General features: G+C 67.4%; 21 protein-coding genes and 1 pseudogene. 15 read left to right on the top strand and 7 right to left on the bottom strand.

The window, feature by feature from the left end:
- Nucleotides 1–1,871: ATP-dependent Clp protease ATP-binding subunit (locus WBV89_RS13300; protein WP_423981832.1), on the bottom strand; the 1,871-nt coding region annotated here is incomplete at its 3' end.
- Between the two features lie 184 nt (nucleotides 1,872–2,055).
- Here WBV89_RS13300 and WBV89_RS13295 point away from each other — a divergent pair.
- The 6 genes from WBV89_RS13295 (at nucleotide 2,056) to WBV89_RS13270 (ending at nucleotide 7,864) form a co-directional block, all read left to right on the top strand.
- The gene (locus tag WBV89_RS13295; RefSeq protein ID WP_423981831.1) at nucleotides 2,056–2,973 is read left to right on the top strand and encodes a carbohydrate ABC transporter permease; all 918 of its coding nucleotides are present in this window, start codon (nucleotides 2,056–2,058) and stop codon (nucleotides 2,971–2,973) included.
- The gene (locus WBV89_RS13290; RefSeq protein ID WP_423981830.1) at nucleotides 2,970–3,932 is read left to right on the top strand and encodes a carbohydrate ABC transporter permease; all 963 of its coding nucleotides are present in this window, start codon (nucleotides 2,970–2,972) and stop codon (nucleotides 3,930–3,932) included. The genes WBV89_RS13295 and WBV89_RS13290 overlap by 4 nt, the downstream gene beginning before the upstream one ends.
- Nucleotides 3,929–5,500 (top strand): extracellular solute-binding protein, encoded by a 1,572-nt coding sequence (locus WBV89_RS13285; RefSeq protein WP_423981829.1) that lies wholly within the window; start codon nucleotides 3,929–3,931, stop codon nucleotides 5,498–5,500. Before WBV89_RS13290 ends, WBV89_RS13285 begins: the two co-directional genes overlap by 4 nt.
- A 75-nt stretch (nucleotides 5,501–5,575) precedes the next feature.
- Nucleotides 5,576–6,133, top strand: a complete 558-nt coding sequence (locus WBV89_RS13280) for a peptidylprolyl isomerase (RefSeq protein WP_423981828.1) — start codon at nucleotides 5,576–5,578, stop codon at nucleotides 6,131–6,133.
- A gap of 47 nt (nucleotides 6,134–6,180) precedes the next feature.
- On the top strand, nucleotides 6,181–7,359 hold the full coding sequence (locus WBV89_RS13275) for a winged helix-turn-helix domain-containing protein (RefSeq protein ID WP_423981827.1): 1,179 nt from the start codon (nucleotides 6,181–6,183) through the stop codon (nucleotides 7,357–7,359).
- Nucleotides 7,360–7,369: 10 nt separating this feature from the next.
- Entirely contained in the window at nucleotides 7,370–7,864 is a 495-nt protein-coding gene (locus tag WBV89_RS13270; protein WP_423981826.1) for a DUF1499 domain-containing protein, read from the top strand.
- A gap of 110 nt (nucleotides 7,865–7,974) precedes the next feature.
- Here WBV89_RS13270 and WBV89_RS13265 read toward each other — a convergent pair.
- Nucleotides 7,975–8,839 (bottom strand): annotated as a pseudogene (locus tag WBV89_RS13265) (oxygenase MpaB family protein).
- Between the two features lie 121 nt (nucleotides 8,840–8,960).
- Here WBV89_RS13265 and WBV89_RS13260 point away from each other — a divergent pair.
- From WBV89_RS13260 to WBV89_RS13230, 7 genes are read left to right on the top strand one after another with little or no spacing between them, the layout of a single operon-like run.
- Entirely contained in the window at nucleotides 8,961–10,145 is a 1,185-nt protein-coding gene (locus WBV89_RS13260; RefSeq protein ID WP_423981825.1) for an AI-2E family transporter, read from the top strand.
- Nucleotides 10,142–11,131, top strand: coding sequence for an asparaginase (locus WBV89_RS13255; protein WP_423981824.1), 990 nt, complete (start codon nucleotides 10,142–10,144; stop codon nucleotides 11,129–11,131). The genes WBV89_RS13260 and WBV89_RS13255 overlap by 4 nt, the downstream gene beginning before the upstream one ends.
- 24 nt (nucleotides 11,132–11,155) lie before the next feature.
- Complete coding sequence (locus WBV89_RS13250; RefSeq protein WP_423981823.1) at nucleotides 11,156–12,187, top strand: MBL fold metallo-hydrolase; 1,032 nt, start codon at nucleotides 11,156–11,158, stop codon at nucleotides 12,185–12,187.
- A gap of 59 nt (nucleotides 12,188–12,246) precedes the next feature.
- Nucleotides 12,247–13,104, top strand: coding sequence for an ATPase (locus WBV89_RS13245; RefSeq protein ID WP_423981822.1), 858 nt, complete (start codon nucleotides 12,247–12,249; stop codon nucleotides 13,102–13,104).
- On the top strand, nucleotides 13,101–13,763 hold the full coding sequence (gene larB / locus WBV89_RS13240; protein WP_423981821.1) for a nickel pincer cofactor biosynthesis protein LarB: 663 nt from the start codon (nucleotides 13,101–13,103) through the stop codon (nucleotides 13,761–13,763). The genes WBV89_RS13245 and larB overlap by 4 nt, the downstream gene beginning before the upstream one ends.
- Nucleotides 13,760–14,965: a nickel pincer cofactor biosynthesis protein LarC gene (gene larC, locus WBV89_RS13235; protein WP_423981820.1), complete on the top strand. Its 1,206-nt coding sequence runs from the start codon at nucleotides 13,760–13,762 to the stop codon at nucleotides 14,963–14,965. Before larB ends, larC begins: the two co-directional genes overlap by 4 nt.
- Before the next feature lie 51 nt (nucleotides 14,966–15,016).
- Nucleotides 15,017–15,943: an acyl-ACP desaturase gene (locus WBV89_RS13230; RefSeq protein ID WP_423981819.1), complete on the top strand. Its 927-nt coding sequence runs from the start codon at nucleotides 15,017–15,019 to the stop codon at nucleotides 15,941–15,943.
- Nucleotides 15,944–15,955: 12 nt separating this feature from the next.
- Here the strand turns inward: WBV89_RS13230 and WBV89_RS13225 are convergent, their stop codons facing one another.
- The 3 genes from WBV89_RS13225 to WBV89_RS13215 form a co-directional block, all read right to left on the bottom strand.
- Nucleotides 15,956–16,474: a hypothetical protein gene (locus WBV89_RS13225; protein ID WP_423981818.1), complete on the bottom strand. Its 519-nt coding sequence runs from the start codon at nucleotides 16,472–16,474 to the stop codon at nucleotides 15,956–15,958.
- Nucleotides 16,475–16,580: 106 nt separating this feature from the next.
- Nucleotides 16,581–16,946: a helix-turn-helix domain-containing protein gene (locus WBV89_RS13220; protein WP_423981817.1), complete on the bottom strand. Its 366-nt coding sequence runs from the start codon at nucleotides 16,944–16,946 to the stop codon at nucleotides 16,581–16,583.
- A 123-nt stretch (nucleotides 16,947–17,069) separates the two neighbouring features.
- Nucleotides 17,070–17,393, bottom strand: a complete 324-nt coding sequence (locus WBV89_RS13215; protein ID WP_423981816.1) for a hypothetical protein — start codon at nucleotides 17,391–17,393, stop codon at nucleotides 17,070–17,072.
- 214 nt (nucleotides 17,394–17,607) lie between these two features.
- On the opposite strand from WBV89_RS13215, the gene WBV89_RS13210 reads away from it, so the two are divergent.
- The gene (locus WBV89_RS13210) at nucleotides 17,608–18,000 is read left to right on the top strand and encodes an RNA-binding S4 domain-containing protein (RefSeq protein WP_423981833.1); all 393 of its coding nucleotides are present in this window, start codon (nucleotides 17,608–17,610) and stop codon (nucleotides 17,998–18,000) included.
- A 10-nt stretch (nucleotides 18,001–18,010) separates the two neighbouring features.
- Nucleotides 18,011–19,483: an MFS transporter gene (locus WBV89_RS13205; protein ID WP_423981815.1), complete on the top strand. Its 1,473-nt coding sequence runs from the start codon at nucleotides 18,011–18,013 to the stop codon at nucleotides 19,481–19,483.
- On the opposite strand, the gene WBV89_RS13200 is transcribed toward WBV89_RS13205, so the two are convergent.
- A complete protein-coding gene (locus WBV89_RS13200) occupies nucleotides 19,478–20,410 on the bottom strand; it encodes a hypothetical protein (protein WP_423981814.1) in 933 nt (310 codons plus the stop codon). The two genes, WBV89_RS13205 and WBV89_RS13200, sit on opposite strands and share 6 nt — an antisense overlap.
- Nucleotides 20,411–20,420: 10 nt before the next feature.
- A partial coding sequence (locus WBV89_RS13195; protein ID WP_423981813.1) for a formate--tetrahydrofolate ligase occupies nucleotides 20,421–22,118 on the bottom strand: 1,698 nt, incomplete at its 5' end.

Below are 22,118 nucleotides of genomic sequence, written 5' to 3'. Positions count from 1 at the left end.
CCCTCTTCGTAGCCGACGTAGCCGGGAGGCGAGCCGACGAGGCGGCTCACCGCGTGCGGCTCCATGTACTCGGACATGTCGAGGGTGATCATCGACTGGTCGTCGCCGAACAGGAACTCGGTGAGCGTTTTCGCGAGCTCGGTCTTGCCGACACCGGTGGGGCCGAGGAAGATGAACGAGCCCGACGGGCGCTTCGGGTCCTTGAGGCCGGCACGGGTACGACGGATCGACTGGCTGACCGCCTTGATGGCGTTCTCCTGGCCGATGATCCGCTTGTGGAGTTCGGTCTCCATGTTGAGGAGACGTTCGGTCTCCTCCTCGGTGAGCTTGTACACCGGGATTCCGGTCCACAGCGAGAGCACCTCGGCGACGGCTTCCTCGTCGACCTCGTCGAACAGGTCGACGCCCGATTCCTTGACCTCGACCTCCTTGGCCGCCTTCTCCTCGAGGAGCTTCTTCTCCTCGTCACGGAGACGGCCGGCCTCCTCGAACTGCTGCTCCTCGACGGCGGTCTTCTTCGCCTCTTGGACGTCGGCGAGCTTGGTCTCGATCTCGCGCAGGTCGGGCGGGGTGGCCATGCGCTTGATGCGCAGGCGTGACCCGGCCTCGTCGATCAGGTCGATCGCCTTGTCGGGGAGGAACCGGTCGGAGATGTAGCGGTCGGCGAGGTTCGCCGCGGCGACCAACGCCTGGTCGGTGATCGTGACCCGGTGGTGCGATTCGTACTGATCGCGGATCCCCTTCAGGATCTCGATCGTGTGCGCCAGCGTGGGCTCGTCGACCTTGACCGGCTGGAAGCGGCGCTCGAGGGCTGCGTCCTTCTCGACGTGCTTGCGGTACTCGTCGAGAGTCGTGGCGCCGACGGTCTGGAGCTCGCCACGGGCGAGCATCGGCTTGAGGATCGACGCCGCGTCGATCGCACCCTCGGCGGCACCGGCGCCGACGAGCGTGTGGATCTCGTCGATGAACAGCAGGATGTCACCGCGCGACTTGATCTCCTTGAGCACCTTCTTGAGGCGCTCCTCGAAGTCGCCGCGGTAGCGCGACCCGGCGACGAGCGAGCCGAGGTCGAGCGTGTAGAGCTGCTTGTTGGTGAGCGTGTCGGGAACGTCGTTGTTGACGATCTTCTGGGCGAGGCCCTCGACGATCGCGGTCTTGCCGACGCCGGGCTCGCCGATCAGCACCGGGTTGTTCTTGGTGCGACGGCTGAGGATCTGCATCGTGCGTTCGAGCTCGCGGCTGCGACCGATGACGGGGTCGAGCTGACCGTCGCGCGCGGCCTGGGTGAGGTTGCGGCCGAACTGGTCGAGGATCTGGGAGTTGCCGCCCTTCTCCTCGCCGTCCTTCGAGCCGGGACCGACGCCGGCGGTCGCTCCCTCGCGGCTACCGGTCGCACCCGATCCGGAACCACCACCGGATGAACCGGAGGGGCCCTGGTATCCGGACAGCAGCTGGATGACCTGCTGGCGAACGCGGGACAGATCGGCTCCGAGCTTGACCAGCACCTGGGCGGCGACGCCCTCGCCCTCACGGATCAGCCCGAGCAGGATGTGCTCGGTGCCGATGTAGTTGTGGCCGAGCTGCAGTGCTTCGCGCAGCGACAGCTCGAGGACCTTCTTGGCGCGCGGGGTGAAGGGGATGTGCCCGGACGGCGACGAGCCACCCTGACCGATGATCTCCTCGACCTGACTCCGCACGGCTTCGAGGCTGATGCCGAGCGACTCGAGTGCCTTTGCTGCGACACCTTCGCCCTCGTGGATCAGTCCGAGCAGGATGTGCTCGGTGCCGATGTAGCTGTGGTTGAGGAGGCGAGCTTCCTCTTGCGCGAGCACGACAACGCGGCGGGCTCTGTCGGTAAAGCGTTCGAACATGTTGGCGTCTCTTCCCTCTTCCCGAAAGGTGTGGTGGAAACTGTTGATTCACCCTATCGGCGGGGTGTGACCGTGGCGGATCGTTGCTCCGTGACAGGTTTTCGCGTTGTCACGGGAATAGGGCAGCCGAGCGTTCATCGCTCGGTCGCCTGCCGTTTGCCCGATCCGACCTACAGTCTCGGCCGTGGCATCGGTGGGGCAACGATCCTGGACCTGGAAGGACCTGGGAATCGCCGTCGCGATGCTCGCACCGTCGGCGTTCATCCTCGGCCTGTTCATCGTCTACCCACTCGGGCGTGCGGTGTGGCTCGGTCAGCAGCGCTGCAACGCGTTCGGTGATGTGTGCACGTCGAACGGCTTCGACCAGTACTACGACATCTTCATTTCCACGCAGTTCCAGGGAGCGCTGCGCGCGACGGTGATCCTGGCGTTGATCACGGTGCCGCTCGGGCTGATCCTGGGGGTCGGGCTCGCGGTTCTCGCCGACAAACACCTGCGCGGCGTCGGCTTCTTCCGGACCACGTTCTCGTCGACGATCGCCACCTCGGTCGCCGTCGCCAGCCTGATGTGGCTGTTCTTGCTCCAGCCGTCGGTCGGTGCGTTGGCGAACATCGACTGGATCAATTCGTTCTTCCCGAAGATCAAGAATCCCGGCCTGCTCCAGGATCCGATGACCGCCTTGCCGTCGGTGGCGATGTCGAGCGTGTGGGCGGGGCTCGGATTTACCTTCATCCTCGTGACCGCAGCGCTCCAATCGGTTCCGCGTGAACTGCACGAGGCAGCGGCGGTCGACGGCGCGACCGGCACGATGCGGTTCTGGAAGATCACCGTTCCCCTGCTCGGACCGACGCTCGTCTTCGTCATCATCGTGCTGACGACCCGCGCGTTCCAGACGTTCGGTGAGGTCGACCTGCTCACCAACGGTGGGCCGCGCCCGGGCAACTCGACCACCACGATCACGTACTTCGTCTACGGCGAGTCGTCGGTGATCGCGAGCGACCCGGGCCTCCAGGCCGGTGGTGCCGTGTTGCTGTTCGTGATCCTGCTGCTCCTCTCGGGACTGCAGCTGCGCGGACTCGGACGTCGGGCGAGCATCGCATGACCGACGTGCGCGTGCCCGCGCCTGCTCCCGGCACCGCCGCGTCCGAGAAGGAGGTCGAGAAGCCGAGGGACGAACGCCGCGCGCACACCTGGGATCAGCCACGGGGTGGCCGGCTCGTGGGTCGCTACGCGCTGATGATCGTGATCGCGATCGCCGTCCTGTTCCCCGTGTACACAACCGTCATCTCGGCATTCAAGCCGAGCGACCAGTTCCTGGTGAATCCGCTGGTTCCCGACTCCTTCACGCTCGATGTGATCCGTGAGGCGTGGACGTCGGGTCGGCTCGGGCGGTATCTGTTCAACTCCACGGTCGTCGCGGTCGTGATCACGACCGCGCAGGTCGTCACGTCGCTCCTGTCGGGCTACGCGTTCGCCTACCTCCGTTTCCCCGGTCGCCGCATCGTCTTCTACGCGTTCCTCGCGACGCTGCTCGTCCCGCTCGAAGCGACGGTGTTCGTCAACTTCCAAACGATCGAGGCCGGCATCACGCTTCCGTTCTCGTTGCCGATCGTCGGCGATCACATCCCGTTCGGCGGATTGAACAGCTATCAGGCGCTGGTCGTGCCGTTCCTCGCCACCGCATTCGGAACGTTCCTGATCCGTCAGGCGCTGCTCGACCTTCCGATCGACCTGCGCGATGCCGCGCGCCTCGACGGGATCGGCCACCTCGGTTTCATCCGCCACGTGGCGGTGCCGCTCGTGCGCCCGACGCTCGCGGCACTCGCGTTGTTCAGCTTCCTGTCGTCGTGGAACCAGTACCTGTGGCCGAGCCTGATCATCAACGAGGCGGACAGCAACACGGTGCAGAGCGGCCTCCGCCTGCTCAGCAAGTCGAACCTCGACCAACCCAACCTCGTGATGGCGGGCACCGTCATCGCCGCGATCCCGATTCTGATCGTGCTCGTGATCTTCCAGAAGCAACTGATCCGCGGTCTGACCGCCGGAGCGGTGAAGGGGTGAGCGTGCGTGCACGCGGGCTGACGGTCGTCGCTGCGGCCGGCCTCCTGGTGGCGACGGCGTGTACCGGTGGCCCGTCGGTCCTCGATGCGGGCAACGACGATCCGAGCGCGCCTGCGACCGAGACGGCGGCCCCCGTCGACAGCGCCGTCGCTGACACGGATCCGACGGACGACCCGACCGACGACACGACCGCGGAGGATGCTCCGGCGCCCGAGACGACGGCGGGCCCGACGACGACGATCGCGGCGATCGACGAGTTCCCGCCGTGCCCGGTCGATGCGCTCGATGCGGCGGACGGTCCGGTCGCGATCACGTTCTGGCACGCGATGGCGAATGAGTTGGAGACCGCGTTGATCGATCTGGTCAACGTCTACAACGCCAATCAGGATCGGGTCCAGGTCACCCTGCAGAATCAAACGGCCTACGAGTCCGCGATCGACAAGTACATCGCCGGCGGCGTCGGGAGCCGCCCGGACATCGTGCAGCTCCCCGAGTACATCGTGCAGTCGTTCGCCCAGTCGGGAACGTTCGTCCCGATGGGGGCGTGCATCGAAGCCGACGGGTTCGACATGGCTCCGGTGCTGCCCCGGGTCGCCGACACGTACGTGTTCGAGGGGATCCAGTGGGCGATGCCGTTCAACGTGTCCGCCCCCGTCTACTACTACAACCGCCAGATGTTCGAGGCCGCGGGGCTCGATCCCGAGACGACACCGATCTCGCTGGACGACCTGCGCTCGACGTCCCAGCAACTCGTCGACAGCGGCGCGGCGAGCTACGGGATCGCACTCGACTCCGGACGTGACTCGGGTGGCGGCTGGTTCTTCGAGCAGTGGTTCGGGCGTGCCGGCGAGCTCTTCGCCGACAACGGGAACGGGCGGCTGGCGCCGGCGACGCAGGTGCTGTTCGACAACGACCTGGGCGTCGAGCTCCTGACGTACCTCCAGGACATGACGTCGTCGGGGCTCGCGATCACCGTCGGCGACAACTCCGGCGGGCAGGACACGTTCCTCAAGATGATCGATGGTGCGGCCCCGGCGGCTTCGACCATCGCGACTTCGGCCGCGATCTCGAGCGTGATCGCGGCGCTCGGATCGGGTGTCGCGCCCGGCCTCACCACCGACGACATCGGCATCGGACCGATGCCGGGTCCGAGCGATGTCCCCGCCGTTCAGCCGGGTGGTGCGTCGGTGTGGATCCCCGCGGGCAAGAGCGACGAGGTGACCGCAGCGGCGTGGGACTTCACGCAGTATCTCGTCGACGCCCAGACCCAGTCGACGTGGGCAGCGACGACCGGCTATGTCCCGGTGCGCAGCGATGCTGTCGAACTCGATCCGATCGCCGACCTGTACGAATCCGACCCCCGCTATCGCGTCGCGTACGACCAATTGTTGCCGACGGTCGACGATCCGTCGGCCGTGGTCCCGGCGCTCGGCCCGCTGCGCCAGATCCGAGCCCAGACCGCCGATGCGGTGGCTGCCACCTATGCCGGGGGGAACGTCGAGCAGATCCTCGCCGACGCGGCAGCCGCATCGAACGCGCTGATCGCGACGTACAACTCGCAGAACTGAGCCCCTGTCGTCCGGTGCCCGACACCGTTGACAGCGGCCTTCGCGAATCTGCGGACACCGATACCCTGCGGATCCATGGCTACAGCATTTCCGCCCCTCGACGGCTCCGCTCCCAAGTCCCAGAAGTTCCCGGGACCGCCGGAGATGGGAATCGACACCAGCAAGCGCTACACCGCGACCCTCGACACGACGCTCGGTGAGATCGTCATCGCGCTCGACGCGGTCAAGGCGCCGAAGACGGTCAACAACTTCGTCTTCCTCGCGTTGCACCACTACTACGACGGCGTGATCTTCCACCGCATCATCAACGGCTTCATGTGCCAGGGCGGCGATCCGACCGGAACGGGCACCGGCGGTCCCGGCTACAAATTCGAGGACGAGCTCCCCAAGCCGCGTGAGTACCAGATCGGTTCGGTCGCGATGGCAAACGCCGGTCCAAACACGAACGGCAGCCAGTTCTTCCTGGTGTCGGGTGCGTCCGGCGTCGGCCTCCCGCCGCAGTACAGCCTGTTCGGTCAGATCGTCAAGGGCCTCGACGTGCTCGACACGATGCAGAACGTGCCGACCGCTCGCGGCGACCGTCCGCACGAGGACGTCGTCATCAACTCGGTCGCGATCACCGAAGCCGACTGAGAAATGCGCGTCGGTGCCAGGCACCGACGCGCATTTTCGGCACTGAGATGGGGGAGCTCTCCGCTTCGCAGGCGCGTCGGATCGCGCTGTACGCGCAGGGTTTCGGCGCGGCGCGCCCGACGGGCCGCATCGACCGTCGTCACCTGCGCCGAGTGCTCCAGCACATCGGTCTGATCCAGATCGATTCGGTCAACGTGCTCGTGCGGAGTCAGGAACTGCCTCTGTTCGCGCGTCTCGGCGCCCACCCGCGATCGCTGATCCCCGACGCGACCGCCGACGGTGAGCTGTTCGAGTACTGGGTCCACGAAGCGTGTCACGTCCCGGTCGAGCAGCGCCCGCTCTACCAGTGGGCGATGGACGGGAACCCCCGGTGGAAGAGCATGCGGCGCTTCGCCGCGGAGCGTCCCGATCTGATCGACTCGGTCCGCGAGCGGTTGCGCACCGACGGGCCGCTCATCGCCAGCGATCTCGCGATGCGCGACCGGCCGAAGGGTCAGTGGTGGGACTGGGACGACGGGAAGTTGGCGCTCGAGCACCTGTTCCAGTCGGGGGAAGTGGCCGCAACTCGGCGTCCCAACGACTTCGGCCGCGTCTACGACCTCGCAGAGCGGGTGATCCCCGAGCGGATCCTGAACCTGCCGGCCCCGACCGAGCACGACGCCAAGAAGGAACTGCTCGTTCTGGCCGCCGGCTACCACGGTGTCGGAACCGCGGCCGACCTCGCGGACTATCATCGGCTGGCTCACACCCGCTCGGCGATCGCGGAACTCGTCGAGGAGGGCCGACTCGTCGCCACGACCGTCGATGGCTGGAAGCAGACCGCCTTCATGCATCCCGACGCGCACCTGCCGCGGTGGATCCGCGCCCGCGCGCTGCTCAGCCCGTTCGACCCGGTGGTCTGGTTCCGCGATCGAGCTGAGCGGCTGTTCGACTTCCACTACCGGATCGAGATCTACGTGCCGCGGCCGAAACGGGTCTTCGGGTACTACGTCCTGCCATTCCTCCTCGGTGATCGACTGGTCGCCCGCGTCGACCTGAAAGCCGATCGCTCGACGGGACGCCTCCTGGTGCGTGGGGCGTACGCCGAACCCGGCCACGATCCGGACGTGATCGCCACGTCGCTGATCGCCGAACTGAACGAGATGGCCGAATGGCTCGGGCTGACGGCCGGGGTCGAGGTCGGCGACCGCGGCGATCTCGCCCCCGTCCTCCGGTCGGCTGCGTAGGGTCGGTCACGTGCTCGTCCTGGCCCCGGTCCTCCTCGCCATCTTGGGCGTCGCGCTCGTGGGCGCCTACCTGCGCAATCGGGTCGCCTCCGACCCCGATGAGTGGCACGTCGACCCGCTGACTGCCCCGGCGCCGTCGACGCCGAACTGGTACCGGTTGATCCCGGCGGACGCGGTCGTCGAACGGCACCCGCGCCGAGACGGCCACCCGCCGGTCTACGACGTCACCGCCAAACGGCTGGCGACCGCCTTCGATCGAGAGGCGATGTCGGAGGGCCGGGTCGAGGTGCTCGCCGGCAAGGCGGCCGACGGATTCGTCACCTACGTCCAGCGCAGCTATGTGTTCGGATTTCCCGACTACGTGTCGGTTCGGTTCATCGACCTCGACGACGGTGGATCGACCATCGCCATCTTCTCCCGATCGAGATTCGGGCGCAGCGATCTCGGTGTCAACGAGAAGCGGGTCGCGCGCTGGGTCGACGTGACGACGAAACGCCTGCTCTGAACCCACCCGTCGTCGGTGAGATGTGAGACGACCCCTCGGTCCGGACTCTCACCGGAACGAGGCGTGGCACCGCTCCGGTGAGATGTGAGACGACCCCTCGGTCCGGACTCTCACCGGAGTGAGTCGTCGGGCACCATCGCCCAGCGCAGCGCTCTGGTGACGCCGTCGCCGCCGGCTCGACCCAACGTCGCCTCGGTGAGCGGGAGCCAGGGGAGGCGCAGCGGCCAGCGTGTCCATGCGGGCATCAGCGAGACGGCGCCGCCAGCGATCAGGAGGTAGGCGGGCCGTCCCGCAACGGGGAGGGGTGGCTGAGCGAGGAGGTATCGAGCAGCGGCGCGTGCCTCACTCGTCCCGCCCAGCTCGGGACGGAACGCCCGCAGCTGGTCGCGCAGTTGCCGTTCGGTGGTGGGTGGTTCCTCTGCGCCGAGGGCCCGGGCGATGACGGCCGCGTCGGCCACGTACGCGTCGCGTTCGCGACCGACGAGGTGGGCGTTCGCCGAAGCGGTCGTGGGCGGTGAGGAAGCTGTCGAGCTCAGCGACGTGGACCCATCGGAGCAGGTGTGGATCGTTGGCCGCGTACTCCCGGCCGTCGGCGGCCACGCCCACGACGCGGGTGTGGACCCGGTGGACGACGTCGACGGCACGCTGTGCCTCCGCGGCCGGTCCGAATGTCGTGGCCGCGACGAAATCGGCGGTGCGCTGGAGACGGCCCCACGGGTCGTGGCGATAGTCGGAATGCTGCGCCACGCCGGCCATGGCGAGCGGATGCAGCGACTGGAAGAGCAGCGCGCGCAGCCCGCCGATGAACATGGAGGCGTCTGCGTGGACCCGCCGGATCGGAGCGTCCTCGTCGAACCACCCGGGTGCTCGCGTGCCGTGCAGCTCACTCGCTCGCTGCGCGGCATCGGGACCGACGACGCGCGTGCGCACCTGAGCACCGAGCCATGTACGCAACGACTCGGTCACCTGGACCACTCTGTTCGATCCGCTCGACGATGCACCGGCCCATCGTTTCACCGATTCGTCGGGGATGCACCGCGATGCCCGCCGCATCGCGTTACCCGGGCGATGCTCGTCACGCGGTACGTTCCGACCTGTGACGATCGACGATCACGCGAGCGCGGGCGACCTCGGGCCGTCCAGCGGCCCGCCCGACGACGCTCCGATCGAGCGGAGGGTGCCGCGCTGGGCGGTTCCGACCATCGCGATCTTCTGGCTCGGCTTCCTGCTCACGTTCGTGGCTCGCCACGTGTTCTCGCGGTTGTCCGGACTGCTGGTGCTGCTGCTCGTCTCGATCTTCCTGACGCTCGCGATCGAGCCCGGGGTCAACCTGCTGGCTCGCCGCGGCTGGCGTCGCGGTACCGCCACCCTGTCGATCCTGTTCGTCGTGTTCGTCGTCTTCGTCGGGTTCCTGACGGCCGTCGGCACGCTGGTCGGCACGCAGATCGCCGATCTGCTGTCGGAATCGGAGACCTACATCAGAGAATCGGTCGACTGGATCAACTCGACGTTCGGGACCAATTTCGACCCGCAGTCGGTGGTGGATGAATTCACCGATCCGAACGGACGGGTGCAGCAGTTCATCCAATCCCAGGGTGATGAAGCCGTCCGATTGTCACTCGCGGTGGTGTCGGTGATCATCCAGGGGCTGTCGGTGCTGCTGTTCACGTTCTACCTGGTGGCCGACGGTCCGAAGCTGCGCCGTGCTCTGTGTTCGCGGATGCGTCCCACCCGCCAGGAGCAGGTCCTGCGGGCGTGGGACGTCGCGATCACCAAGACCGGTGGCTACCTCTACTCCCGGGCGCTGCTCGCGTTGATCTCGGCGGTCGCACACTGGGTGCTGTTCCAGGCGATCGGCACGCCGGCGCCGATCGCGCTCGCGTTGTGGGTCGGCTTGATGAGTCAGTTCCTCCCCGTCGTGGGGACCTACCTCGCCGGGATCCTCCCATTGCTCGTGACCGTGATCATCTCGCCGGTCGATGCGTTGATCGTGCTGATCTTCATCATCGCCTACCAGCAGATCGAGAACTATCTGTTCTCGCCGCGCATCACGGCACGGACGATGGAGATGCACCCCGCCGTCGCGTTCGGAGCCGCACTCGCCGGCGCTGCCCTGCTCGGTCCGGTCGGAGCGATCCTGGCGCTGCCCGCAGCAGCGATGGTTCAGGCGCTCGTCGGCGGGATGGGCCAGCGCTTCGACGTCGTCGACAACCCCCTCACCGACGTGTCCCCGACCGGACGATCTCCGGGCGCAGCGTCCACCGCGGGGGAAGCCGGATGAGTGTCTTGGTGGACGGCACCCGCTTCTCGGACGACTCGTTCGCGCCGGTGGCCGTCGCGACGCGCAGCGGTGTCGACGAGTCGCTGCACTTCGGTGCCGGTGCGATCGTGGCCGCCGACCGCTCGATCGAGCATTCGATCGGCGACCCGGAGCTGCAGATCTATCCACGGTCGGCGCTCAAACCGTTCCAGGCGTCGGCGATGGTGCGTGCCGGTCTGGATCTGCCGTCGCGGCTCCTCGCAGTGGCCTGCGCGAGCCATTCCGGCGAGGAGCGTCACCTCGCGGCCGTGTTGGAGATCCTCGAACTGCACGGCCTGGGTGTCGACGATCTCGCGAACACCCCCGACCGGCCGTACGGCACGAGTGCTCGTCGCGCTGCAACGGCGGCGGGTGTCGGGCCGTCGGCACTCCAGCAGAACTGTTCGGGCAAGCACGCTGCGATGCTCGCGACCTGTCGCGTCAACGATTGGCCGATCGACTCGTATCTCGATCTCGACCATCCGCTCCAGGTCGCGATCCACGTCGAGACCGACCGGTTGGCCGGACGGTCGGGCGGCTCGGTGTCCCATGTCGGGATCGACGGCTGTGGTGCACCGACACATCTGATGCCGGTGGTCGATGTCGCCCGCGCGTTCGCCACCCTGCAGCACGAACGCTCGGCCGTCGTCAAGGCGATGACGGCCGAACCGGGCTTGGTCGGGGGAGTCGATCGCGACGTCACGAGGTGGATGGAGGCGGTCCCCGGACTGATCGCGAAGGAAGGCGCCTCGGGCGTGATGGCGCTCGCCCTCGAGGACGGTCGATGTGCCGCGCTCAAGGTCTCCGACGGGTCCGACGCAGCTCGGCGCGCGGTGACGACCGAGATGTTGCGCGTGCTCGGTGTCGACGTCGACGGTGCGCAGTCCGACGTGCGCGACACGACGGATGTGATCGTCCTCGGGCGTGGCGTCGAAGTCGGGCGGATCGTCCCGCTTCCCTGGAAGTGAGACCGTGATGCGAAGGGTCGACCGATGGACTACGTGACGCTCGAGACGGACGAGTTCGTCTACGGCGTGGGCGACGAGATCCTCCCGGGCGTGTCCCGGGTGATCGCCGAGAACCCGTCGAAGTTCACGTACCGGGGGACCGGCACCTACATCATCGGAGGCGGACAGGACGTCGCCGTGATCGACCCGGGCCCCATTCTCCCGTCGCACCGCGAGGCTCTCGCCGGTGCATTGACGGGCCGTACGGTGCGGGCGATCCTCGTGACCCACTGTCATGCCGATCACTCACCGCTCGCGGCGTGGCTCCGCGACGAGACCGGCGCGCCGACCTACGCCTACGGGCCACACGGCGCGGCCACGGTCGAATGGGACATCGGCGCCCTCCCGGACGATTTCGGACGGCCGGAGCCGACCGACGTGGCCGACGACGAGCCGACGGGTCCCGACGAGCCGAAGCTCGAGGAGTCGACGGACACGGCGTTCGTCCCCGATGTCGAGGTCCGTTCCGGCGACGTGGTCTTCACGGACACCGCGATCAGCGTCGCGGCGCTGCACACGCCCGGGCACACGTCGAACCATTCGTGTTTCGCGATGACGAGCAGCGCGGGCGGGAGGATCCTGTTCACCGGTGACCACGTGATGGGGTGGAGCACGACCGTCGTCGCTCCGCCTGACGGCGACATGGGCGCCTACATGAACTCGCTGAGGATGGTGGCCGGACGACGCGACGACGTCGCGGTGCCGACGCACGGTTCGCCGATCGAGCGACCCGGTCGCTTCGTCGGAGATCTCGTCGATCACCGCCTCGAACGCGAGCGGCAGGTGCTCGATGCCGTGCGCCGCGGCCTCGACACGATCCCCGACATCGTCGAGGACCTCTACGTCGATGTCCGGGTCGAGTTGCATCGTCCAGCCGGATCGAGCGTGCTCGGCCACCTCGTCAAGCTCGTGTCCGACGGCATCGTCGTGGTCGACGGGTCGTCCGCGGCGGACTCAGCCTCGGACGCTTCACCGGCGTCGGTCCCGCGGCTCGATTCGAACTACTTGCCGGTCTGATCACTCCACTCGGCGGTCCGGACGAGGATCCTGGGCGGGAGATTGCGACAATGGGCGCGATGCAGGTCTCGATCACCGCGCGTCCGGACGCGTCCGCCGCGCTCGACCGCCTGGGCGCCGTTCTGTCCGGGATCGACCGTCGTGTGGTCGCGTGCAGTGGCGGAATCGACTCGCTCGTGCTCTCCACCGTGGCGCACCGCGCCGACTCGGCGGCCACCACGGTCGCGCACACCGTCACTCCCGCTGTCCCCGGAGATGGAACCGCTCGCGTGGTGGCGTATGCCGAGCGCGAAGGGTGGGACCTCCGGCTCGTCCGGTCGGGCGAGTTCGACGACGAGTCGTACCTCGAGAACCCCGTCGACCGCTGCTACCACTGCAAGCGAAATCTGTACGACGCCGTCGACGAGCTCGCCCGCAGTTCGTCGGTCACCGCTGCGGTCGTGCTGAGTGGTGCCAACCTCGACGATCTCGGTGAGTATCGCCCCGGGCTCGTTGCGGCGGCCGAGCATTCGGTGCGCCATCCCTACATCGAGGCGCAGCTCACCAAGTCGGACGTCCGCGCCGTGGCCCGCCACCTCGGTCTGCCCGACGCGGAGCTGCCCGCATCGCCCTGTCTCGCGAGCCGGCTCTACACGGGCACCCGGGTCACGCCGTCCCGGCTCCGGGCGATCGAGGCAGGAGAGTTACTCGTGCGCGACCGGACCGGCATCGGGGTCGTCCGTTGCCGCGTGAACGAGACGACCGTGCTGATCGAGGTCGCCGACGAGGACCGGCCCTACCTGACCGATGAGGTCCTCGCCGACGTCACGCGCGTGATGGTCGAGGTCGAGCCGTCGATCGCGACAGTCGACCTCGACGATCGGGCCTACGAGCCGGGTCGGGCGTTCGTCGGTGCGGCGGGGTCGCCCGCATCGTGACCCACCAGCACGACCACGACCGCCTCGCACGGATCGGGATGCCCGAAGCCGTCCTGTGCGGCACCAAATCGGTCGATCAGGTGGTCGCGATCGTCGGAGAACTCGCGCGGAGCACATCGGACCCGCGCCTCTTCACCCGCATCACCGACGACCAGCTCGACGCACTCCCGGCTGCGCTGCTCGACCGGCTCGCCGTCGATCCGCTCTCCCGCACGGCGATGCTCAACGGACGGTTGCCGACGCGGCCCGGACGAGTGACGGTCGTGGCGGCCGGCACGTCGGATGCGAGTGTGGCAGCCGAGGCGGTACGCACCCTCGAGTTCAGCGGCGTCGCGTGCGAGATGATCGTCGACGTCGGCGTCGCAGGTCTGTGGCGTCTCGAAGCGCGCCTCGACGACATCCGCGCGGCCGACGTCGTCATCGCCGTGGCCGGCATGGATGCCGCGCTGGTGTCGGTGCTGGGCGGACTCGTCGCATCGCCGCTCGTGGCCGTCCCGACCTCGGTGGGGTACGGCGTCGCGACCGGTGGCACCACGGCACTCCACAGCTCGCTCGCCAGCTGCGCCCAAGGGGTCACCGTCGTCAACATCGACAACGGGTTCGGGGCGGCGTGCGCCGTTGTGCGGATGTTGTCGCTGTTGGGAGGTCCGCGGTCGTGACGACGGGCTGGATCGACGGAACAGCGGGTGCGAGTGGCGACATGCTGCTCGGCGCGCTCGTCGACGTCGGCGTCCCGATCGGCGTGCTGAGCTCGGCGATCGATCGGCTCGACCTCGGCATCGCGCTGCGCGTCGAAGCGGTAACCCGGGGAGGCCTCGGGGCGACGAAGGTCCACGTCGACGTTGCGGAGGCCGACACGCTGCGTCATCTCCCACAGATCATCGAGTTGTTGCAGGTATGCGACGCGTCGATCGAGGAGCGAGCGGTCGCGACCTTCCGGCGCCTCGCCGAGGCGGAGGCAGCGGTCCATCGCACATCGCTCGACGAGGTGCACTTCCACGAGGTCGGTGCCCTCGACTCGATCGCCGACATCGTCGGGGTCTGCGCCGGCTTCGTCCACCTCGGCCTCGATCAACTGCACTGCTCGACGCTCTGCCTCGGGAGCGGGATGACCCGTGGGGCACACGGCCCGATCCCGGTTCCCGCGCCCGCCGTGCTCGAGGTGTTGCGCGGCGTGGGCCACGTCGCAGCCGGCCCGGCACCACACGAATCGACGACACCGACCGGCGCCGCATTGCTGGCCGAATGGGTGGATCACTGGGGATCGATGCCGACGATGACCGTGGAGTCGATCGGGGCCGGCGCCGGAACGCGGGACTCCGATGCGGTGGCGAACCTGTGCCGGCTCGTGATCGGCGACGGCACCGGTCGAGGGGCGATCGGCGCCGATCCCACGTCGACGGTCGTCCAGATCGACGCGAACATCGATGATCTCGACCCGCGGATGTGGCCCGAAGCGATCGCGGCGGTCATGGTCGCGGGCGCGCTCGACGCGTGGGTCACCCCGATCGTGATGAAGAAGGGCCGCCCGGCACACACGTTCAGTGCGCTCTGCGCCACTCACCGCGTCGACGCGGTGAGTGCGGCGATCTTCCGTGAGACCACGACGATCGGTGTCCGGCGCCACCTCGTCGAGCGCGAGACGTTGCCCCGCCATGACACCGTGATCCACGTCGACGGCCAGGAAATCCGGGTCAAGACCGCGATCCGGGACGGTGACATCGCGAACCGCAGCCTCGAGTGGGATGACGTCGTCGCTGCAGCCCGTCACCTCGATCGGCCTCCCAAGCAGGTGGTTTCCGAGGCGATCGCCCGGATCGACGCGATCCAGGACTCGGAAGACGACATCTCGACGGCGTGACTTGGCTCACGCGACTCGACTCCCTACCTGCCGGAAGGTAGGCTGGCTGCCGTGAAGGAGAACGAGATCCTCTTCGAGTTGACGCCAGTGGTGGAACAACTCCTCGAACGCCACCTCGAGACGTCGAAGGAGTGGTTCCCTCACGAACACATTCCGCATTCGCGCGGGCGCGACTTCGAGGTCGGCCACCAGTGGACCGAGAGCGACGCCGATCTCGACGGCCACCAGCTGACCCCCGAGGTCCGCAGTGCCCTGTACGTCAACCTGCTGACCGAGGACAACCTCCCGTACTACTTTCGCACGGTCGAGTCGATGTTCGGTGCCGACGGACCCTGGGGCACCTGGGTGCGCCGTTGGACCGCCGAGGAGGGTCGCCACTCGATGGTGATCTACGGATACCTCGCGGCGACGCGTGCGATCGACCTCGTCGAGCTGGAGCGCGGCCGCATGGCGCAGGTGTCACGCGGCGAGACGCCGAGCCCGGAGACGCTCCAGGACGGTTTCGTCTATCTCGCACTCCAGGAACTCGCCACCCGCATCTCGCATCGCAACACCGGGCTGCAGATCGGTGACCCCGTCGGCTACGACGTCATGAAGCGGGTCTGTGCCGACGAGAACCTGCATCAGCTTTTCTATCGCGATCTTGCGGCAGCGGCGGTCGAGGTCGACCCGAACACGATGATGATCGCGATGGAGCGACAGGTGAAGAAGTTCTCGATGCCCGGCACCGGGATTCCCGACTTCGAGTCCCACTCGCGGCGGATCGCGAAGGCCGGCATCTACGACCTGCAGATCCACCACGAGCAGATCCTCGCCCCGGTCGTCCTGCGTCAGTGGGACGCCGGCAACATCTCCGGCCTGTCCGGCGACGGCGCCATCGCTCAGGAGCGGCTGATGAAGCGGATGGCCACGAGCGAACGCGTCGCCAACCGCTACGCCGAGAAGCGCGACCGAGAGCGCGACCTCGAACTCGTCTGATCGCTCAGCCGATCACTCCCCGGTGATGCAGCTCGCTGCCTCGTCGAACAACTGATCGTCGATCTCGTCGGGGGTCAAGCCGCTGAGCGCGTCCTTCAAGCAGTCGACGTCGACCGTCTCATCGACGTCTCCCATGGCCTCGGCGGTCGCGATCGCGTAGCTCTCGGCGTCGATGCAGTCGCTGAACACCGTGTCCCCGATCGCATCGGCCTCCGGGGAGACCTCGACCTCGCCGGTCAGTCCGGCATCCGCGATCGCCTGCGCATCGTCGTCGGTGAGTTGGCCGACGTTCTCGTTGACGCAGTCCTCGTCGAGTTCGATGCCTGAGTCCGCGGCGCCGCTCATCAGGAGGTCCGCGACCCGACCCTGCTCGCCGTCGAGTGCCCCGCTGGACTCCGTGCTGTCGTCGCTGTCGCTTTCGGTGGTGACGGTGTCGCCCGGGTCGCTGTCGCTGGTGTCGGCGTCGCTTCCGCCGCACGCGGCGAGAACGAGGAGGGAGGCTGCGAGGCAGGCGGTGATGGTGGTGCGCATGGGGAACCTTTCGAGGGGGATGTCTCGACGAGTCTGGCAGGGGGAACCGGCAGCGGTGCAGAGTACGTCCGCGTCCGAGGAGGTTCGAACCAGGGGAAGAACGTCGTCAGAGCCCGTTCGCGGTGACGAACGAGCGGTAGATGTCGAGCAGGGATTGTTTCTGGACGTCGGTCAGCGCCTCGTCGAGCAGGATCGCCGACTCGGTGGTGACCTCGCGGTCCTCCGTGTCGTCGCCTTCCTCTTGGCGACCGAGGAATCGCAGCAGCCGCTCGGTGGGCACGTTCAGCGCATCGGACAGTCCGTGGAGGACTCGCACCGACGGCTCGTGCAGCCCCCGTTCGAGTTGGCTGAGATAGGCGTCGGAGAGGTCCGCGACCTTGGCGAGCTCGCGCTGCGACATCTCGGCGAGCTTGCGCTGACTGCGGATGAAGTCACCGAATGCCCCGCTGCCTGATGAGTTCGAGTCGGTCATGTTCGCTCGATCCTAGATCCGTTGGGCGTCCGTCTCGGGTCGAGACGCGAACGAGCCCGGACCGAGGGGGGAGAGGGTCCGGGCTCGTTCGTGTTCAGTTGTGCCGCCGTCGGGCGGCAGCGGTCACTTGGCGGCCTTGGTCGCCTTGGTCTTGGCGACGGGGGCGACGCCGGTCGGGAGCATGCCCACGACCTTGGCGGTGAAATCGCGGTTCGCAGCGACGACCTGCTCGACGAAGTCGAGGTAGCGGTCACCGGTCTCGGCGGGGGTCGGGAGCTTGTCGGCCAGCGGCAACTCGACGCTCGGGAGCCGGTCGGCGGTCTTCACGGCGTTGTCGATGACGGTGCGGTGGATGCTGACGACGCTGTCGAGGAAGCGCTCGTGGGTGTCGACGGCGGTCTTGGCGGCCAGGTCGATGTTCTCGGTGATCTGCGTGGGGACATTCATGATTCTCTCCTGAGTGTGTGAGGCCGGTGCGCTCGGTTGCGCTTGGCCCTGGTTCTTGATGCGTACTTTATCACGCACTGCGTGATTGTCAACCTCCCTGCAAGAAATAGTACGCAACTTCCGAATGCACATTCGTGCCTGGCACCAATGTGCATCGCGAGAATGCGCGTTGGTGCCAGGCACCGACGTGCATCGGGTGTGCGACACTCGACGGATCGCACGTCCACCGACAACCTCCGGCGACACGCCGACGGCTCGCATCGACCAGTGGCTCTGGTCGGTCCGGCTCACCTCGACCCGTCCCGACGCGGCCGCTGCGTGCCGTGGGGGTCACGTGACGGTCAACGACAAGTCGGCCAAGCCGTCGACCCCGGTCACGGTCGGAGACCGGGTCGAGGCGCGCCTCGGTGACCGCACCCGCATCGTCGAGGTGACGCGCGTGATCGTGAAGCGTGTCGGTGCTGCGATCGCCGTCGACTGCTATGTCGACTTCTCGCCGCCGGTGCCCGAACGCATCAAGCAGGCGGAGTTCGCGCAACGCGATCGGGGCGCCGGACGTCCCACCAAACGCGACCGGCGTCAGATCGATCGTCTCCGTGGTCGTTGACCCTCGCCCGGTGCGTCAGGCGCCCGCCGCGACATCTACAATCGTCGCCCTGGCTGACACCGAATTGGACACCTCCGCCGCGACGCATGTCGTCTCGAGCGTCGATCACCCCGAGTTGACGACGCGGATGTCGGGCCACGGGGTACGTGGGATGTGGCCGCTGTTCCTCGGCCTCGGACTGTTGATGATCGGCAACGGTCTCAACGGCGCGGTCATCGGCGTGCGGTCCGTCGACGAGGGCTTCACGCTCGTCGTCACCGGCGTGATCATGGCCGGCTACTTCGCCGGCTTCCTGATCGCACCGTCCGCGGTCGTGCGGATGATCTCGTCGGTCGGTCACATCCGAGTGTTCGCCGGCCTCGCATCGATGGCCTCGACCGTCGTGTTGGTCCATTCGCTCTCGGTCAATGCGCCCACGTGGGTGTTGATGCGATTCATCTTCGGCTTCTGTTTTGCCGGGCTGTACATCGTCATCGAGTCGTGGCTGAACGAGCTCTCCACCCCCCAGAATCGTGGCCGCACGCTCGCGGTCTACATGATCGTCTCGATGGGTGGGCTCGGGCTCGGTCAGATGCTGATCACCCTGGCCGATCCGAGCACGTTCCGTCTGTTCGTCCTGTCGTCGGTCCTCGTGTCGATCGCGCTGGTCCCCGTCACGCTCGCCGGCAACATCACCGCACCGGCGGTGAGGCTGCCCGAGAAGGTACCGGCGCGGGAGCTGGCGCGCGTGGTCCCCACCGGGGTGATCGGGTCCTTCATGAGCGGAGCGGCGACCGGTGTCGTGTTCGCGCTGTCGGCGGTCTTCGCCACGGCGGCAGGACTGTCGATCGAGCGGACCGCGTTCTTCCTCCTGGCCCCGATGGTCGGCGGCGTCGTGATGCAGTGGCCGGTCGGCAAGTTGTCGGACCGGTTCCTGCGGCGCAACGTGATCTTCGGCGTGTCGGTCGCAGCGGCGGTCGTGTGCGCGCTCGGCATCGTGGTCCCGAACGAGAGCTCGTTGATGTTGCTGGTGATGTTCGGGATCGGCGGTGCGCTCTTTCCGCTCTACTCGCTCGTCGTGTCGTACACGCTCGACTGGACCGCCGTCGAGAAGACCGTCGGTGCGTCGGGCACCCTCGTGCGGCTCAACGGCGCCGGTGCCCTCTGCGGTCCACTCCTGACGGCGCCGCTGATGGCCTGGCTCAGCCCCGTGTTGTTCTTCTGGACGATGGGCGCGTTCTTCTCCGTGATCGTCGCGTTCATCTCGTACCGGATGGTGTTCCGCGAGGCGATTCCGAAGGAACGGGAAGTTCCGTACGTCCCGTTCCCCGCACGGGCGACGAGCGGTGCGTTCAAGCTCGTGTCCGCCCCGGTCAAGGTCACCCGGCGGGTCGGCAAGACGGTCTCGACGCAGCGCCACACACATCGGTCCGCCGACGACCGCTTCGATACCCGCGGTCACCACGCCAACGGTCGCGACGCCGCATCCGAGACGGAATCATGACGCTTCGGTGAGGGTCCGCTCGCGCCAGAGCTCGGTCGTGTCCACCTGGTTGAACGTGTAGAGGTGGATGCCGTCGACGCCGAGCGGCGCGAGGTCGGATGCGAGCGGTCGGAGCAGCGTGTCGGGCTCGAACGAACGTTGCGTCATCAGCCGACGGAGGGCCCGCCGGTTCTTGCTCAGGTATCGGAGTGAGGGTCCGACTCCGAGGCGCATGCCGGTCGTCATCAGTTTCGTGATCTCGAGCACGCCCGGGATGCCGAGGTGGACGGGAACGGTCAACCCGGCGTCGCGCTCGCGTCGCAGCCATCCGCGGATCTCGTCCGGTGAGAAACACATCTGCGTCGACACGTGCGCCGTGCGTCCCGACGCGAGGATCATCCCCTGCTTGCGATGAAGCGCAGCGTGGAGTTGTTCTTCCGGGATGATCGGGTGGGCGTCGGGGTACGCGGTGTACCCGATGTGGTCGATCTGGCGGTGCTGCGAACCGTCGGCGTCGTCGAGTCGCAGAAATTCGTCGAGGAACTCGATCGCGTCGAACAGGTAGCCGGGTGGGGATGCGTCGCCGGCGACGAGGAAGATCTCGCGGATCCCGAGCTGCCCGAGTCGTTCGTGGATGCTGCGCAGGTGGTCCGGTGTCTGCACCATACGCGCCGAGATGTGCGGGGTCACGCGGTGTCCGGCGGCGATCAGTTCTTCGGCCGCGTCGAGTGTCGCCTCGATCGACTTGGCCGGGGAGCAGGTCATCGAGATCGTCGACGCGGGCCGGAGTTCGGAGATGGCGCGGTCGAGCGACTTCATCGGGACCAACTCGATCGTCGCCGTCTCGACCATGTTGCGCAGGTGCTCGGCATCGGGGCCGGCGAGCAACCGCTTGCGGGTGCGCAGCGAGCGGGAGGCCGGGGGGAAGCTGGACGGTTTGATCGCCATGATTTTCCGATCAGCTCAGGCCGACGATGTCGCCGTGCTCGTCGATGTCGATGGATTGGAGCGCGGGCGTCTTGCCGAGTCCCGGCATCGTGCGCATGTCGCCGCAGATCGGATAGACGAACCCGGCTCCGACCGACGCTCGGACCTCGCGGACCGGAAGGATCCACCCGGTCGGTGCCCCCTTCAGCTTCGCGTCGTGGCTCAGCGACAGGTGCGTCTTGGCAATGCACACCGGGAGGTTGCCGAATCCGTTCGCCTCGTAGTTGTCCAGCTGGGTGGTCGCCTGCGGGCTGAACGATGCGCCGTCGGCGCCGTACACGCGCTGGGCGACCGTCGTGATCTTGTCGCGCAACGACATCTCGTCGGGATAGAGCACCTCGAACGTGCTCTCCTCGGCGGCGGCTTCTGCGACCGCTTCGGCGAGTTCGACGGCACCCTTCCCGCCGTCGGTGAAGTGAGTCGACACGGCGGATCGGGCGTCGTACTCGGCGGCGATCTCCTTGATCGCGTTGATGTCGCCGTCGTGATCGCCGGGGAACACGTTGATCGCGACCACCGGTGTGCAGCCGTGGATGCGCATGTTCTCGAGCTGCTTGCGGAGGTTGTCGCCACCTTGGTGGACCTCGTCGGGATTCTCGCGCAGGATCTCCTCCGGAAGCGGTTTGCCGGCGACGATGTGGTGCTTTCCGGAGTGCGCCTTGAGCCCGCGGACGGTCGCGACGAGCACGGCGGCATCGGGGGCGAGGCCCGATGCCCGACACTTGATGTTGAAGAACCGCTCGGCACCCATGTCGGCACCGAACCCGGCCTCGGTGATCAGGTAGTCGCCCATGTGGATGCCGATCTGGTCGGCGACGATCGACGAGTTCCCGGTCGCGATGTTGCCGAACGGCCCGGTGTGCACCAGCGCCGGTGTGTTCTCGAGCGTCTGCATCAGGTTCGGTTTGATCGCCTCACGCAGGATGACGGCCATCGCACCGGCGACCTGGAGATCCTCGGCGGTCACCGGTGTGCCGGACTTCGTGTAGCCGACGACGATCCGGCCGAGGCGCTCACGGAGATCCTGGAGGGAGGTGCACAGCGCGAGGGTGGCCATCACCTCGGAGGCGGCGGTGATGTCGAATCCGGTCTCGCGGGGCAGTCCGTCGAGGCGCCCGCCGAGGCCGATCACGGTGTTGCGCAGCGCCCGGTCGTTCACGTCGAGCACGCGTCGCCAGGTGATGTTGTGCTGGTCGAGGCCCGATTCGTTGCCGTGGTAGAGGTGCGCATCCAGTGCCGCGGAGCACATGTTGTGGGCGGCCGTGACCGCATGCATGTCGCCGGTGAGGTGGAGGTTCAACAGCTCCATCGGCACGACCTGGCTGTAGCCGCCGCCGGCTGCTCCGCCCTTGATGCCGAACGTCGGGCCCATCGACGGTTGACGGATCGCGATCACGCCGACCTTCGAGATGTGCTGGAACGCCTGGCCGAGCCCGACGGTTGTCGTCGTCTTGCCCTCACCCAGTGGCGTCGGCGTGATCGCAGAGACGACCACGTACTTGGCACGCGGGCGGTCGCGCATCTTCTCGATCGCTTCGAGCTGGATCTTGGCCGCACCGGATCCGTACGGTTCCAGGTGCTCCAGCGGGATGCCCGCGCTCGCGGCGACATCGTCGAGCGGCCTCAGCGTGGCCTGCGACGCAATGTCCAGATCGGATGGGAACCCCAT

This window comes from Ilumatobacter sp. (assembly GCF_049588435.1).
In the GTDB taxonomy this organism is placed as follows: Bacteria; Actinomycetota; Acidimicrobiia; order Acidimicrobiales; family Ilumatobacteraceae; genus Ilumatobacter_A.
Note: the sequence above shows the minus strand (reverse complement) of the source record. Positions and strands in the feature narration are given on the sequence as shown.